Origin of the sequence: Thalassotalea euphylliae, assembly GCF_003390335.1 — a bacterium.
GTDB classification, from domain to species: Bacteria; Pseudomonadota; Gammaproteobacteria; order Enterobacterales; family Alteromonadaceae; genus Thalassotalea_F; species Thalassotalea_F euphylliae_B.
The window spans coordinates 1,673,001-1,687,829 of the sequence record NZ_QUOU01000001.1 but is presented as its reverse complement, the minus strand read 5'-3'; the positions used below and the strand labels follow the sequence as shown (position 1 = coordinate 1,687,829).

14 protein-coding genes are annotated in these 14,829 nt (G+C 46.2%); 5 read left to right on the top strand and 9 right to left on the bottom strand.

Annotated features, from left to right (window positions below; genetic code table 11):
• Positions 1-47: 47 nt before the first annotated feature.
• From DXX93_RS07425 to rppH, 5 genes are all read right to left on the bottom strand, one after another.
• On the bottom strand, positions 48-899 hold the full coding sequence (locus DXX93_RS07425) for a thymidylate synthase (RefSeq protein WP_116007542.1): 852 nt from the start codon (positions 897-899) through the stop codon (positions 48-50).
• A complete protein-coding gene (lgt, locus tag DXX93_RS07420; RefSeq protein ID WP_116007541.1) occupies positions 896-1,717 on the bottom strand; it encodes a prolipoprotein diacylglyceryl transferase in 822 nt (273 codons plus the stop codon). Before lgt ends, DXX93_RS07425 begins: the two co-directional genes overlap by 4 nt.
• 137 nt (positions 1,718-1,854) lie before the next feature.
• Entirely contained in the window at positions 1,855-2,646 is a 792-nt protein-coding gene (locus DXX93_RS07415; RefSeq protein ID WP_116007540.1) for a sulfite exporter TauE/SafE family protein, read from the bottom strand.
• 94 nt (positions 2,647-2,740) lie between these two features.
• Positions 2,741-4,999: a phosphoenolpyruvate--protein phosphotransferase gene (gene ptsP / locus DXX93_RS07410; RefSeq protein ID WP_116007539.1), complete on the bottom strand. Its 2,259-nt coding sequence runs from the start codon at positions 4,997-4,999 to the stop codon at positions 2,741-2,743.
• Between the two features lie 507 nt (positions 5,000-5,506).
• Positions 5,507-6,013 carry an RNA pyrophosphohydrolase gene (gene rppH, locus DXX93_RS07405; RefSeq protein ID WP_116009867.1) on the bottom strand — a complete coding sequence of 169 codons (507 nt, stop codon included), beginning with the start codon at positions 6,011-6,013 and terminating at the stop codon, positions 5,507-5,509.
• 137 nt (positions 6,014-6,150) lie between these two features.
• Here rppH and mutH point away from each other — a divergent pair, with 137 nt between their 5' ends.
• Both mutH and DXX93_RS07395 read left to right on the top strand, forming a co-directional pair.
• Positions 6,151-6,834 carry a DNA mismatch repair endonuclease MutH gene (gene mutH, locus DXX93_RS07400; RefSeq protein WP_116007538.1) on the top strand — a complete coding sequence of 228 codons (684 nt, stop codon included), beginning with the start codon at positions 6,151-6,153 and terminating at the stop codon, positions 6,832-6,834.
• Positions 6,835-6,938: 104 nt separating this feature from the next.
• Positions 6,939-8,363 carry a sensor domain-containing diguanylate cyclase gene (locus DXX93_RS07395; protein WP_181902168.1) on the top strand — a complete coding sequence of 475 codons (1,425 nt, stop codon included), beginning with the start codon at positions 6,939-6,941 and terminating at the stop codon, positions 8,361-8,363.
• A gap of 116 nt (positions 8,364-8,479) precedes the next feature.
• Here the strand turns inward: DXX93_RS07395 and DXX93_RS07390 are convergent, their stop codons facing one another.
• The 3 genes from DXX93_RS07390 to DXX93_RS07380 all read right to left on the bottom strand — a co-directional run bounded on the left by DXX93_RS07390 (position 8,480) and on the right by DXX93_RS07380 (position 11,445).
• Complete coding sequence (locus DXX93_RS07390) at positions 8,480-9,394, bottom strand: D-hexose-6-phosphate mutarotase (RefSeq protein WP_116007536.1); 915 nt, start codon at positions 9,392-9,394, stop codon at positions 8,480-8,482.
• A 31-nt stretch (positions 9,395-9,425) separates the two neighbouring features.
• Positions 9,426-10,601 carry a mandelate racemase/muconate lactonizing enzyme family protein gene (locus DXX93_RS07385; protein WP_116007535.1) on the bottom strand — a complete coding sequence of 392 codons (1,176 nt, stop codon included), beginning with the start codon at positions 10,599-10,601 and terminating at the stop codon, positions 9,426-9,428.
• A 73-nt stretch (positions 10,602-10,674) separates the two neighbouring features.
• Positions 10,675-11,445: a class II aldolase/adducin family protein gene (locus tag DXX93_RS07380; RefSeq protein WP_116007534.1), complete on the bottom strand. Its 771-nt coding sequence runs from the start codon at positions 11,443-11,445 to the stop codon at positions 10,675-10,677.
• Positions 11,446-11,563: 118 nt separating this feature from the next.
• Between DXX93_RS07380 and DXX93_RS07375 the strand changes: the two genes are divergently transcribed.
• A complete protein-coding gene (locus DXX93_RS07375; protein ID WP_116007533.1) occupies positions 11,564-12,349 on the top strand; it encodes an NRDE family protein in 786 nt (261 codons plus the stop codon).
• A 62-nt stretch (positions 12,350-12,411) separates the two neighbouring features.
• Here the strand turns inward: DXX93_RS07375 and DXX93_RS20780 are convergent, their stop codons facing one another.
• A complete protein-coding gene (locus DXX93_RS20780) occupies positions 12,412-12,588 on the bottom strand; it encodes a hypothetical protein (protein WP_181902167.1) in 177 nt (58 codons plus the stop codon).
• Between the two features lie 268 nt (positions 12,589-12,856).
• Between DXX93_RS20780 and DXX93_RS07365 the strand changes: the two genes are divergently transcribed.
• Both DXX93_RS07365 and DXX93_RS07360 read left to right on the top strand, forming a co-directional pair.
• Positions 12,857-14,080: a threonine/serine ThrE exporter family protein gene (locus DXX93_RS07365; protein ID WP_116007531.1), complete on the top strand. Its 1,224-nt coding sequence runs from the start codon at positions 12,857-12,859 to the stop codon at positions 14,078-14,080.
• A gap of 5 nt (positions 14,081-14,085) precedes the next feature.
• Positions 14,086-14,787, top strand: a complete 702-nt coding sequence (locus tag DXX93_RS07360; RefSeq protein ID WP_116007530.1) for a TetR/AcrR family transcriptional regulator — start codon at positions 14,086-14,088, stop codon at positions 14,785-14,787.
• The last annotated feature ends 42 nt before the right edge of the window (positions 14,788-14,829 follow it).

The window sequence follows — 14,829 nt, the reverse complement described above, 5'->3', positions numbered from 1 at the left end:
CAGCAGTTATGCTGCTATTAAATCTGCTGGCTTTATGTATCTTGTTGCTAGACCGAGAACGGGTAGGCAATAGCGTCGTGGTGCTGATAGCCTTCTACCGAGAAGTCATCCAATGTCACCCAAGTCTCAATATCCTCTAAGGTTTTAATATTGGGGTTAATGTTTAACTTAGGCGCAGCAAATGGCTCGCGTTTTAGCTGTACGTCTTTCATCAACGCTAGCTGGTCTTCATAAATATGCGCATTAACAATTTTATGGTACGCCATACCTGCTTTATGACCAGTAATTTGCGCCACCAATGCCAATAGCACATACACTTGAATTTGATTAAAGTTCAAGCCCAGCGGCACGTCACACGAGCGCTGATAACTGGTCAAGTACAGTGTATCGCCCAGTAATGAAAAGTTGTGGGTGTGCATACAAGGGCGCAAGCAGCCCATGTGGAATTCGCCTGGATTGTAAAACGACAGTATTTCACCGCGATCATCAATGCCGTTTTTTAGGTCATTAACAAGCTTTGCTAACTGGTCAACAACACCGCCATCTGGCTTGGCCCAACCTCGACCTTGCACACCATAAACACGCCCCATATCGTCTTCACCTTTACGGTGTGAGTTGTTTAGCCATGCCTCGTTTTCATTGGCGTTAGCATTCCAGGTATTACAACCAATAGCGCGAAAATCAGCGGCATTATCATAGCCGCGTAAATACCCCAATAACTCGGCAATTGCCGCTTTCCAAAAGCTTTTTCGCGTAGTAATAAGTGGGAATTCGTTGTTGCCTACATCGTATTTAAGTTCAGCATCAATTACGGTTAAACAACGCTTGCCTGTGCGCTTGTTATCGACCCAAACGCCCTCATCGACAATGCGCTGGCATAAATCTAAGTACTGTCTCATTTACTTGCTCCCGCAATTGCTGCCTTGGCCTTCATATTGCGACCGATCACAATAATGGCAACGCCGGTTAAAATCATTGGGAAACTGAGAATTTGCCCTTGCGTAACATTGGCAAAAATAAACCCTAAATGCGCATCTGGCTCGCGGAAGAATTCGATAAAGGTTCTAAATACGCCGTAGCCAATTAAAAAAGCACCAGAGGCCAAACCTAGGGTTCTTGGCTTGCGCACGATCCAGTACAAGATGGCAAATAACACAACGCCTTCAAGCGCAAATTCGTATAGCTGCGAGGGGTGGCGCGGCACGGCAAGTGGGTCGTTTGGAAAGACTACGCCCAACGGCATATCAGTTTGGCGTCCCCAAAGTTCAGCGTTAATAAAGTTACCAATACGCCCCATACCTAAACCAATTGGCACAAGCGGAGCAACAAAATCACCTACCGCTAAAAAGCGCTTATTGGTTTTGCGTGCAAACAAGAAAATGGCCGTGATCACGCCAAGTAAACCGCCGTGGAACGACATGCCCCCTTCCCAAATCTTAAATAAGTACATTGGTTCAACCAATAAATATTCAAACTGGTAAAAGAACACATAACCTAATCGTCCACCTAAAATCACACCAAGGAAGCCATAAAACAGCAAATCACTGACTTGGTCACGTGTCCACTCGCCCTTGCTGTTGTCTGCTGCGCGGTTAGCGATAAACATGGCTGCAATAAAGCCAATGAGGTACATCAACCCATACCAGCGGATCGCTACTGGGCCAACACTAAAGATAACCGGGTCAATCGCCGGAAATTGAATAAAATCAGATGACATGAAAATTCTTATAATTTCACCAACTTTGCATTGGCGATAGGTTGTTAAATTTAGCTAGATTATGCCTAGTTCCACCTTCAAATTCTAGGGTCGCAGGCCGATGAAGGACGTTATTTTTACACAGTGTTTTTTCAAGGTTATATCGCCATGCGAATCGCCACTAGAATTAAGAAAACGGCAAAGCCCTTTTTTAATGTTCTAACGGGCAATTTAGCCGACAGCTTTACCCCATAGCGGGCAAATAAAGACGACGTTAAGCTAATGCCCAGTAGTGCTGGCAAGTAAATATAACCTAGACTCCACGTTGGCAATGCGCTTTGTTCTAAGCCTGTAATGATATAACCAAGCGAGCCAAACAAGGCGACCACCAATCCACAAGCGGTTGCAACACCAATGCTTTGTCGCATTTGCACGCCAAAGTAACTCAACAGTGGAATTAAAATAGCGCCGCCAGCAATCCCCATTAAACTCGCCATAACGCCGGTCACTAAACCCGAAACTTGAAAAACAAACGCGCTTGGCATTGCTCTGGAAGTTGGTTTGCGAATAGAAGCCAGCATGTAAACAGCCAGCAAGCTGACTGCGGTGGCGAATATATAGGTGAGGGTTTGACCTGACAAGGTATCGGCAATAAAGGCGCCAAGCAAAGCGCCAACCGCAACCACTAACATAATTTGTCGCGCTAGCTCCCACGGTATATTGCGATTTTTATGATGCGCACGAACAGCCGAAATAGAGGTGAGGACAATCGTGGCGAGCGATGTCGCCAATGCCACAGGCATAACAAGCGCAGGTTCAACGCCAGCAATAGGCAGCAGATAAACAAGCGCTGGCACAATCACTAGCCCGCCGCCAATACCAAGCAAGCCCGCTAGCAAGCCAACAAGCGCGCCTAAAACTAAACAAAAAACAAAAAACGTGGTTAGCATTAATGCTCTTTTATTGATTACTTAATTGCCGAAAGTTTAGTTGCCGAGGGTTTGAGTGCCAAATACCTAAAAGCGAGTACTGGCAAGATTTCGACTACATGCCCGCCCGAACAAAACCGCCTAGGCCAAGTAATTCCAATTGCTCATTTAAATAATTGTGAACTTGCTGGGCGGTGCTGAGGGTCAACGCATGAGAGAGCATGACTTTTGCTCTTTGTATTTCGACATGGCGAATGACCCACTTCACTCGGCTAATGTTATATGAGTTCATACTGAGTTTGTCGTACCCCATTGCTAATAATAGCAGAGCACCCGCAGGTTCACTGGCTAATTCACCACACAAACTTAACGGCACCAAGTACTTATTTGATTCCTGAGCAATAAAATTAAGCGCTCTCAGCACTGCTGGGTGGTAAAAGTCATAAAGGTTGGCAACCCGTGAATTATTGCGGTCAACGGCCAACAAATACTGGGTTAAGTCGTTACTTCCAACCGAGAAAAAGTCGACGCGTTGTGCCAACTCTTTCAGTTGGTACAAGACCCCCGGCACTTCAAGCATAATGCCAACGCTCGGTTTAGTGAGTTTTTGCTCATACTCAGTACAAAGCTCGTAATACGCCTGATTGATCAAGCGTACTGCATCATCTACTTCACCAACACTAGCAATCATTGGCAGCATGATTTCTAGGTTGTTGCTGCCAATATTCGCTCGTATCATAGCACGCACTTGCAGCAAGAAAATCTCAGGGTGATCTAAGGTAATGCGAATCCCACGCCACCCCAAAAATGGGTTATCTTCCTGAATGGGGAAATAAGGCAGTGCTTTGTCACCGCCCACATCGAGCGTCCGCATGGTCACACTGTGACTAGGGAATGCTTGTAATACTTCTTGATACCAGACGGTTTGCTCATGCTCTGATGGAAAACAGCTGCGGTTCATAAAGGGAATTTCAGTGCGGTATAAGCCAATCCCCAACGCCCCTACTTTTTGCGAATGCTCAAACCCTGCACTTAAACCGGCATTAAGTACCAATTCGATTGCGCGGCCGTCTGGGGTGACTGCCGGTAAGCCGATAACCGCTTTAACCTTTTCCGTTAAAGCCGTTTCTTCTTCAATTAGGTGGCGATACTCTTGCACTAAGGTGGCGTCTGGCGAAATAAATAAATCACCGCTGTAACCGTCGAGTATTGCTTGTTGGTGATCAAGCTGACTCAAGGGTAAAGAGCTCACCCCCATGATAGCTGGTAAACCCATAGCTCGCGCCAAAATTGCCGCATGGGAGTTGTTTGAGCCAGTTAACGACACGATACCTTGCAAGCCACGCTGTTGATATTCCGCAATCATGGATGCTGTCACATCATCGGCCACTAGAATAAACTGCTCAGGCAAAGCTTCACTGGCCAATGACAACTGCTGCAAGTTAAACAAAACGCGATTACCCAAATCGCGAATATCACTGGCACGCTCGCGCAGGTAGGGCTCTTCCAGCGCTTCAAACTGCATCGCGTAGTGATCAATCACCAACTTCAAGGCGCTTTCCGCGCACCAACCGGTTTTGATTTTTGCTTCGACTTCCTTGCCTATGCTGGCATTATCGAGTAGCTGTTTATAGACCTCAAAGATATCTAAGGTGTCTTGCGCAACAATCTTCGTGAGCTTTAAGCTCATCGCTTCAAAATCTACGCGAGTTTTAAGTACCGATTTATGGTATCTGTCCAACTGTTCAGCGCTTGCATACACTTTTTGCAGCGGCAATTTACGCAAGTCAGCCCTGGGTTGTACGACTTTCATAGGTGCCATCGCTACACCTGATGAGCCGGCTATTCCTTTGAGCTGCTGAAAGGGTTGTAAACCGCCTTGCTCAGCGTGATTTTGTTTATCCGCGTCGGCCAACACCGTGGCCAACTGTGCCGCCAAGGTGACTAAAAATGCTTCTTCGTTTTCATTGAAACTGCGCGCGTGTTTTTGCTGAATCGATAAAATACCGATCACTTTACGCTGATGAATAATTGGCGTACCCAAGAAGGCTTTTAAGTCATCTTCTTGCACTTCAGGCGCTTGTTTAAAGTGCGGGTGGGCATGAGCATTGGCGATATTTAAGGGCTCTTCGCGCTGCCCGACTAGGCCGACAAGCCCTTCATTAAAACCAATACGGGTATACCCCAATGAGCCTTGTGCTAAGCCGTCAGACGCCATCAATAAGAAGTGTTGTTGTTGGTAATCAGCTAAGTAAATCGAACAACAATCGGTGGTCATTGCCTGTTTCACTTGCGTCACTAACTGTTGTAATGCGATCTGCAACTCTGGCTCTCGACCAAAGTCCAACACGATGCGGCGTAAAGTGGTTAACATGCAATTCCTTTTCTATTTTTTATCTATTACTTTTCGATTCATTTTCTGGGCGCATACTGCGCCATTAGCTCAGTTATGATTAGTATACCGATTAAAAGTGACATGCAATTGATATTTGACAATGAGAATGGGTGAAATGGGCTCCGTTGTTATTTAATACCAATTGAAATAAATACTTAATCATTCAGCGAGAATTAAAAGGTTCAGAGGCAAGGCATTGATTGCAGAGAATGGTCGCTCCCTTGTCAAAATCAATAACGCAGCATATGAACCTTTTAAACTCGCCCTTTGGGAGCGTGTCAGCGTCGCGATAACGGCGCCAAATTGATGAGATGTAGAACAACTATATCAACAAAAATTTGGCTTGTTCTCCCACCGCTGACAGCGCTCTGAATTGATCAATTAATTAATTCAATTGGTATAAAAGATAATAAAAGTTAGTAGCAGATAATAAAAGCGCCCGCATAAAGCAGGCGATTTTCACATAATAATAATCTTTTACGACAATCAGTTACGACGTTTTCTACGGTCATGACGATGAAATGGCATTGCGTGCGAAGCAAACTCTTTCATCACTTTGCGATAAACATCCTTCTTAAAAGATACTACCTGTCTGACAGGATACCAGTAGCTTACCCAACGCCAGTCGTCGAATTCAGGGTGCGACGAATGGATTAAATTAACCGCAGAATCATCTGCGACCAGTTTCAACAAAAACCATTTTTGTTTTTGCCCAATACATACGGGTTTACTATCGTGTCTGATAAATCTCTTTGGTAATTTGTATCTCAGCCAATGTTTGCTTGTTGCAACAATTTTGACATGCTCAGGCTTTAAGCCCACTTCTTCGTATAGTTCACGATAAAGGGTTTTTTCTGCTGACTCGCCTTCGTCAATTCCACCTTGTGGAAACTGCCATGAATGTTGCCCAAAACGTCTTGCCCAAAATACTTGTCCCCTGTCATTGATTATTACTATGCCGACGTTGGCTCGATAGCCTTCGGCATCTATCACAGGAACTCCCAGCAACAAATTCGTTATGATTTGATTCTTCCACAAACTCTTGGCCTGAGCAAATTATTTGCCAGATTATTTTTTGCTTGCGATTAATCGGGTTAGAATGTCGGCAAACCTGTATATTGCGCGACTAAATGATTACCCCACAAGAAAATATTCCCGATTCCGAGCAAACACTGATCACTAAGGCACAAAGTTTGGCGGGTTACACCTTAGGCGAAATAGCCCATCAAGCCGGTATTGCCGTGCCGGCTAATTTGCGCCGTGACAAAGGTTGGCCGGGACAGTTGTTGGAGTATACTTTGGGGGCGACCGCAGGCTCCAAGCCAGAGCCTGACTTCCCAGAACTTGGTATTGAACTAAAAACAATCCCCATTAACCGTGACGGTAAGCCGCTAGAAACCACCTTTGTCAGTGTCGCGCCACTCACCGGACTCGTCGGAGCCACTTGGCAAAATAGTCACGTAAAAAATAAGCTCAAACGGGTGTTGTGGGTGCCAATTGTCGCCGAGCGCGAGATTCCCGTGCCTGAGCGCATTGTCGCTATGCCATTTTTGTGGTCACCTTCTGCGGAAGAAGAAACCTTGCTTGCCAACGACTGGCAAGAACTTATCGATATGATAGTGCTAGGGGAAGTTGAGAATATCAGTGGTAAACACGGGCAAGTCATGCAGCTCAGGCCAAAAGCGGCGAACAGTAAAGTGAAAACAGATGCCTTCGACAAACACGGCCGGCCATTTAAAACTTTACCACGCGGCTTTTATTTAAAAATACCCTTTACACGCGCGTTAATCCGCAAAAATTTGCGTATTGGTTAGTCACTTGTTGCAGCACTGTATTAACATTAATACTATACTGGCGATTTCCGTAGCAGTATTGACGAGTCTTTAGCATGAGGCTAACAAAGCGATTTGACCGACATGTGACATTAATTTTTATCACCACCGTCATCGTCCTGATCATGACCTCGTATTTTACCTTTAACAAGGTCATACGAGATCATATCCACCATCAACAGCAGGCAGTAGTGCCACTACTCACGCTCGCGACCAGCGAAATTATTCGCCCACTGACTATCGCGCATCACATGGCGAACAGTTATTACATCAAACAAACTGTGCAGGCGCCTCAGTTGGATAAGGCACAAGTGCGTTCGTACTTGCACGGCTTTAGTAACGCCTACAAGCTGCTCGCGTTTGTTGCGGTTGAACAACACAATTTGATGCTCGACTCCAACGGTAAGGAAACTTCACTTTCCGATCAACAAGCCGAATGGTTTCATCGCTTAAAGTCGTTACCTGAAGAGCAAATTGCTGATATTGGCAACGCTGAAAACCCGCACCTTTATTTCGATGTGAAATTGCGCGATGATGACGGTAAGTTTCTCGGCTTTACTGGCGTTGGTGTTGATTTAGATGAATTTTCGGCGCGTTTTCGCACATTTAGCGATGATTTTGGCTACGAGCTTTTTGTGGCCGATCAGCACAACGACATTACGCTGACATCTTCTTCGTTAATGAAAACCGAAAGTCATCACCGCCGTGATGAAATCGTTAACTTGTCTAGCCTGCCATGGTTTGAGCCATACCACGCTATGGAGCAGCAAGGGCAAGCAAATCATTTGGTCGAGGTGGATGGCAGCGACTACATCATCAGTAAAATCGCAATTCCTGCGTTAAAGTGGGACATGTACCTGGTCGCGCCGCCACCTTATCAGCAGAGTCTTTACTGGCAGCAATTGGTCAGTACCGTACTGATATTTTTCCTCGTGTCATTGGCCTTGTATTTTGCGTTTGAATACAACATTACTACGTTTAAAAACGATTTGGTAAAAGACTCAGAAACCGACTTCTTAACCCAGCTACCCAATCGTAGCTTTATTAATTGGAAAGCCGATGATATCCGCAACAAACACCGATTTTTATCGGTGGTGATCACCGATATCGATAAGTTTAAAAGTATTAACGACAAACACGGCCATCTTGCCGGAGATGAAGTACTCAAGGTGATTGCCAAGCAACTCTCACAATCACTTCGTCAATTTGATGTCGTTGCCCGTTGGGGCGGCGAAGAATTTATTATGATGTTACCCGACACAGACAGCGAGCAAGCTTATCGCATAGCCGAGCGAATGCGGCAATCAATCGAAGCGCTGAAAATTACAGCACCTGATGTAGCAACACCGCTGCAAGTGACCGCTAGCTTTGGTCTGGCTGAGGGGCAATTAGCGGGTGAGTCACTTAATGATATTGTGCAACTGGCCGATCGGGCGCTGTATCAAGCGAAAGCCAAAGGACGAAATTGCGTGGTTATGCATGAGTTAACGGCAGCTAAGGCTGAGCCTTAATTGTTCGCCATTTTAATCTGACGCTTGTAAATCAAGCGTCATTTAATTGAGCAGCAATAAAATCAAACGCAAGCAGGTTTTAACAAACGTTAGCCCTGCTTATGCTTACCGAGCAGTTATAAAGGCGCTACACTAATTACCTGTCCAAAGCTTAGCGACTGTCCTGCCTCTACGGTTAACCACTGGGTGTTAGCGGCTTCTAAGCAAACATATTCTTGCTCGCCACCTTGGTGCACATCGGCCATGCCTTGCGCGACCGCTTGCCCCGGATTCCACAACACCCATTGCTTAACATTTTGCGGCGCGATGCGAATAACGCGGCCAAAGCCTGTGTCGATGAGCGCCATTTCTGCTTGGCTGTGATAAATGCGATCAAGCGGGCCCACCAGATTGCTCAACACTTCTCGTTGCTGTTGATTACCCGTTAATTTGCAATCAAATAATACGTTATCCAGTGCAGGAGCTGTCACTTGCGCAGGGCTGCTGACGGCAAAATAACTGTGTAAGGCACCGGTAAACTCAAACGCCTCACTTGCTAAGTTTTCAACAATAAACTGCTGTTCAAACGTTTGCCCAAATTTCAGTTTTTGTGTCACCTTTGCGTGATACGGCCACACGGGGTGTTGCTGACTTCCCTGCCACACTAGCTCAATGGTGACACTTTTGTCGTCAATCACATGGTTTGCCAGTTGCCACAATACAGTGCGAGCAAAACCGTGATTACCAGCCTTAGCCGCTTCTGGCTGAGTACCAAGCCACCCACCAAACCAAGGCCAACACAATGGAACCCCGCCGCGAATCGCTTTACCGGCTTGGTAGCTTGGCGACTTCGATAACCAAAACACTTCTTGCTCGCCTTTAGGTTGCCACGCTAGCACGTGCCCCCCGTATAAACTAACACGTGCTGTGCAGTGCTGATGCTCAATCACCAGTTGTTCGAGTGAACCGGCCAAGCCAGTTTGTGTTAGCTGACCAGCCTCGTGTTTGGCGATGACATTTTCAGGCATCGGCGGTTCGGCAATCACAGTCATTCAATTTTTCCTTCGCTTATTTACATGGGCGCTACTTAACCGTTACGTGTGGTGAGCGCTTAACAACTTCGTCGTTTAACTCAATACCAATGCCCGGCGTTTCAGACACTTCAAAGAAGCCGTCTTTCGGCTGTGGATCTTGAATACACAACTCGCGGTTCCACGCTTTAATGGCGTAGGTGTGATGTTCGTGAATTAAAAAGTTGGGAATTGCCGTTTCAAGGTGTAATGAAGCGGCCGTTGCGACTGGGCCACCACACACATGCGCTTGGACTCGAATATCGTAGGTATCAGCGTAATCACATACTTTTTTCGCTTCGGTAAAGCCACCACATAAGCCAACATCTGGCTGCAGTACATCAATGCTTTGATCTTCAAAGTACGGACGCACATCCCAGCGATGGTATAAACGTTCACCACCAGCAATGGGGACATTCACGCGATCAGACACTTTTTTGTGTACTTTCGAGTTTAAGTAGTTCACTGGCTCTTCATACATCATACAGCCAACTTCTTCGATCACTTCCCCCATTTGAATGGCCGACGCTGCGCCCATCAATGAATGTGATTCAAAAATGATATCCACGTCTTCACCCACGGCATCGCGGATCGCCCGCAAGCGATCCCCGAATAAGCGCATTTGCGGCTTAGTAAATAATTTAGTGCGATCAAACGAAGACTCACCATTGGCGTCATACACGATAGGGTCAACTTTCACCGCATCGTAACCTTCGGCCATCGCTTTTAATGCTGCTTCTGCGTACTCCGCTGGCTCGATAAGTTTCTTACACTCTTTGTCCCAGTCAAATTGCAATTGGCTGGCATAAGTGCGCAGCTTAGTATTGGTTTTACCGCCCAATAGCTGATACACAGGTAACCCCAAGGCTTTGCCTTTAATGTCCCAAAGGGCAGTATCAATAGCACTCATTGCGGCATAAAGTACTGGGCCACCACCGAGTCCCCAGAAACTTTCGCGCAACATGCGCGACCAAAGCAATTCAGTTTGAAACGGGTTAAAGCCGATTAACACCGCCTCAGATATTTCCTTGATCATTGCGGCGGCGGCGCTGTGCCCCCAGTCGTAAGCTAAACCGGCTTCACCTAGCCCGTGAATACCTTCGTCTGTATGAATGCGAACAAAAACTGGGTTCCACGGCGGGCGCTCTGGGCAATGAATATCAAAAATTTCTACGTGTGTTATTTTCATCGGGGTGTCTCTATTGTATTGGTAAAGTTTAGGGGCGACTGGATGCCACTAATTTAAACTGCTACGTTTTGCGTTAGCTCGCAAAACTCGGGTCTAGGCGATAAATACGGCGCAACATAGCCGGCCATGATTTTTGCCCACCAGTTAATCCCGTATGTACTACGTTCGCTTGCGCTTTAATATTGTCAACAATACTCTGCTCAATCTCGATTAGCTCAGCGCCAGTGGCTTGTACTTGCAACTGCACTTGGCACGCGCGTGTTAAATCGTACATGTGCATAAATGCATCGCCGATTGTCTGACCGCACGTTAATCCGCCGTGATTGCGCAACAACATAAAATTGGCATTACCCAAATCGGCTTGCAGGCGTGCTTTTTCATCTTCGTTTACTGCTAAGCCTTCGTAGCCGTGATAGCTCATTGATGCCAGCGCAAATGCTGAGTATTGGCTCAGTGGCAATAAGCCTTCTTTCAACGTAGCTACCGAAATAAGCTCATTGGTATGCAAGTGCATCACGCACATCGCATCGTGACGCACTTGGTGCACAGCACTGTGAATAGTAAAACCAGCAGGGTTAATTTCAAACGGACAGTCGCTGTCTAAAATATTGCCGTCAAGGTCAATTTTTACTAGGTTTGAGGCGGTGATTTCATCAAATGCCAAACCAAACGCGTTAATCAAAAATTCATCCGTACCCGGAATACGCGCTGAGATATGGGTATAAATTAAATCATCCCAGCCATGTAGGTAGGCCAAGCGATAACAAGCCGCTAAATCAATGCGAGTTTGCCACTCGGTGTCTGACACTTTGTCTTTAAGGTTAAGTTGAGGGAGTTCGAACATGTTATTTTCCACTTTTTCGCGCTGGCGCTAACTTTAGCGCAGCCCAAGCTTTTGTTAAAGGTCGGGATCCGCTAACTTATAGCGATTATTCATAATTTCGCCAAATACTGTAGCAAGCATGTGTATTTTGTTTATTGCCTTACATCAACATCCCCAATATCCGCTTATCATCGCCGCCAATCGCGATGAATTCCATCAGCGACCGACCCAAGCAATGCACTGGTGGCCAGATAACCAATTGCTCGCAGGGAAAGACTTGGCCGCAGGTGGCACTTGGATGGCAATCGCTAAAACTGGACAATTTGCCGCACTGACCAACTTTCGCAAACTCCCGATTGATAATAGCCGTGAATATCAAAGCCGTGGCGATTTAGTACTGAGTGCTCACGAGGTGACAAGTAACGAGCTAAGCGCATACCTCACGGCAAGTAGCAATAAATACCAAGGCTTTAACTTATTGTGGGGTGATATCTGGCGCAACAATGCTTGGCGTAACAAGGCGGGGCTGACTTGCTTTGATAGTGTCAATCAAACACTTACCCACAAACAATCGGGCTTTTTTAGCCTGTGTAATGGTGCATTTGACGATATTTGGCCGAAAATGGCGAAGGGCGAACAAGCGCTAGAGCACTACGTAAATACGCACAGCGATATTCGCCACGAAGAATTGCAGGCATTACTGACCGATAAACAAACGGCACCGGATAATCTGCTGCCGAATACCGGGCTGCCGTACGACTGGGAAAAGCAGCTCAGCGCGATATTTATTCAAGGGGAAGAATACGGTACCCGTTCATCGTGCATTTATACGCTTTCCCACGCGGGTGTAGCGCAAGTGAGCGAATTTACCTATCAAGCAAGCAGCGATATAAGTAACCACGCCACTTTTCAATGGCAGGTGTAGTGGCTGGTACAGTGCCAGCTGTAATGACAGCTAAGGTCGCAAGCCCCAAATGCTTACTTTGCTTAACCAAAGGCATTTTTCAGTATCGCGATAAACAGTGAGGCAAAGACCAATACAATTAAAATTTTGCTGTATTTTTGTTGAGTGGGCTGGTCGAGCGGTTTACCGAACTTTTCCCCCAAGACCACCATAATGGCAACACTGAGAAAAACCAAAGCCAAAATAATCAGCAGAGTCATTTGTGCTTCCTTTTAATTGCTGCATGTTAACTAAAATTGTACGCGCTAATTTGTTTTTGGGGGCGTTGTGTTAGCATTTCAACGTTACTTTTGAATGTTATCTTTCACTGTTAATGTTGACCATCGCCCAGTTATCCCCGTGCGCAGTTTCGGTGATAAAAGCACCATAAACGCCTGTCAAATCAAGTTTTAACTGTAAAACTAGCAAGATTTGTTTACCATAGTCAAAGCTAGAGCCAACACCAGCATCAAAAGAGTCACCACCCGCATGCCGCAAAGTGCAAGTTTCAAACAAAAGCGTCGATTTATCATTAGTTTAGGCAAGGCGCTTCACAAGTTTGGCACCAATTCGTTTCGCTCTGAAGCACATTTACAAAGTGTCGCCAATTTTTTGGGGATCAAAGCGTCATTTATTATCACGCCAACCTCCTTGACGTTTGTGCTGATTGACGAAGAGCGCAATGAACACAATTACATTGTTCGCGTAAAGCCCGGTGATTTAGACCTTGGCTCGTTAGCTCGTACTGACGAACTAGTCGACGAGCTTAGCTCAGGCCAACGCACGCTTGACGAGGCCATAGAGCGCATCGAAGAAATTTACAACAAACCCAACCCCTACGGTAAAACCATTACATTTGTCGCGTTTGGCGCTTCAAGTGCAGCCTTCGCGATGCTAATGCACACAAGCTGGAATGATGTGTTTTGGTCAGGCCTGCTTGGGCTAGTTGTCTCGCTATTTGTGTTTTGGGCAGGACGTTCCGAACGCGTAACAGAGCTGTTAGAGCCAGTTTCAGCACTGGTGTGCGCACTGCTGACATCAGCCATTACCAATTTTGACCCGCACATTAATATGCCGCTGGTCATTCTCTCAGCCATTATTGTGTTTATCCCCGGCCTATCGCTGACTTTGGGCTTATCTGAATTGGCCGCGCGGCATTTAGTTTCCGGTACAGCTCGTATCATGGATGCCATTATGGTGTTGTTTAAACTCTATTTTGGGGCCGTCTTAGGTATGGCTATTGGCAACTTGATTTGGGGCACAGCTGATTTTGTGCAACCAGCAGCCATGCCCAATTGGACATCTTGGGTTGCGGTGACCATTTTATCAATGACCTTAGTCATTATGTTCCAAGTGCGTAAAAAAGATGCGCCTTGGGGGATTATCTCTGGTTATGTCGCCTATGGCGCGACACTACTGGCTACGCCTTATTTGGGCTATGCGCTCGGTGCCTTTGCCGGTGCTTTCGCGCTGGGCGTATACAGCAATTTGTTCTCTCGGATAATGAATTTACCGACAAGTATTGTTATGCTGCTGGGTCTAGTGGTACTTGTACCTGGTAGTAAAGTTTATATTGGTCTAAATTCTGCAATTTCTGGGCAAGATATGCTCAACACACCAGATATTGGCTCACAAACTTTTCTTATTTTTATGTCGCTGGTTGCCGGCCTAATTTTTGCCAATGTAACCGTGCGCTCTCGTAAATCTTTGTAAATAAAATGACGTTAAAAGATAAAGCTCAAAAGCCTTCACCAGTTCCTGCAAGTAAAGAACCTTCACGAAAAGGGCATTCCCGAAAAGGCCATGCACAAAAAGAAAAGGCAGTGAAGAGCAGTTATCACCACGGTGACCTTCGCCCTACGCTGCTAAATGCCGCTTCAGAGATGATTAATGCTGGTGGCGTTGAGGCTTTGTCGCTGAGAAAACTAGCGGAGCAAGTGGGCGTATCGCGCACCGCCACGTATCACCACTTCAAAGACAAACATGATCTGCTTTGTGCAGTTGCTGCAGAAGGCTTTTTGCGTTGGCAAAACATTGAACAAGACATTTTCAATGACACGAAAAAGCCAATTACTGAGCGCTATCGTCAATTTATCTTTCAATACATAGACTTTGCGGCAAATAACCCGGCAATTTACGACCTTATGTTTGGTCACACGCTGTGGAAACACGATCATTCCAATCAAGAACTTAGGGATATCGCCTACCCCGTATTTCAGCACCAAGTAGAAATGACCAAAGCCTGGCAGCAGGCAGGCATCTTGCCCGCCAGCGAAAACACCTTGCGTTTAGCACAAGTCACCTGGGGCACTATGCACGGTATTGCGCGTCTGTTAATCGACGGAATATACGCAGATGCCAGTAACATTGAAGAAATGTGTGAGTGTGCGGTCAATGTTTTTCTCGCCAAGTCTACTTAGCGGCGGCGATTTCAGCAGTGAAGACACTAGCGACATTAACTT

Excerpts from the sequence above, each read along its gene's own strand:
- DXX93_RS07425 (WP_116007542.1), bottom strand. The coding sequence starts at position 899 with ATGAGACAGTACTTAGATTTATGCCAGCGCATTGTCGATGAGGGCGTT.
- lgt (WP_116007541.1), bottom strand. The coding sequence starts at position 1,717 with ATGTCATCTGATTTTATTCAATTTCCGGCGATTGACCCGGTTATCTTT.
- DXX93_RS07415 (WP_116007540.1), bottom strand. The coding sequence starts at position 2,646 with ATGCTAACCACGTTTTTTGTTTTTTGTTTAGTTTTAGGCGCGCTTGTT.
- ptsP (WP_116007539.1), bottom strand. The coding sequence starts at position 4,999 with ATGTTAACCACTTTACGCCGCATCGTGTTGGACTTTGGTCGAGAGCCA.
- mutH (WP_116007538.1), top strand. The coding sequence starts at position 6,151 with ATGATTACCCCACAAGAAAATATTCCCGATTCCGAGCAAACACTGATC.
- DXX93_RS07390 (WP_116007536.1), bottom strand. The coding sequence starts at position 9,394 with ATGACTGTGATTGCCGAACCGCCGATGCCTGAAAATGTCATCGCCAAA.
- DXX93_RS07385 (WP_116007535.1), bottom strand. The coding sequence starts at position 10,601 with ATGAAAATAACACACGTAGAAATTTTTGATATTCATTGCCCAGAGCGC.
- DXX93_RS07380 (WP_116007534.1), bottom strand. The coding sequence starts at position 11,445 with ATGTTCGAACTCCCTCAACTTAACCTTAAAGACAAAGTGTCAGACACC.
- DXX93_RS07375 (WP_116007533.1), top strand. The coding sequence starts at position 11,564 with ATGTGTATTTTGTTTATTGCCTTACATCAACATCCCCAATATCCGCTT.
- DXX93_RS20780 (WP_181902167.1), bottom strand. The coding sequence starts at position 12,588 with ATGACTCTGCTGATTATTTTGGCTTTGGTTTTTCTCAGTGTTGCCATT.
- DXX93_RS07365 (WP_116007531.1), top strand. The coding sequence starts at position 12,857 with ATGCCGCAAAGTGCAAGTTTCAAACAAAAGCGTCGATTTATCATTAGT.
- DXX93_RS07360 (WP_116007530.1), top strand. The coding sequence starts at position 14,086 with ATGACGTTAAAAGATAAAGCTCAAAAGCCTTCACCAGTTCCTGCAAGT.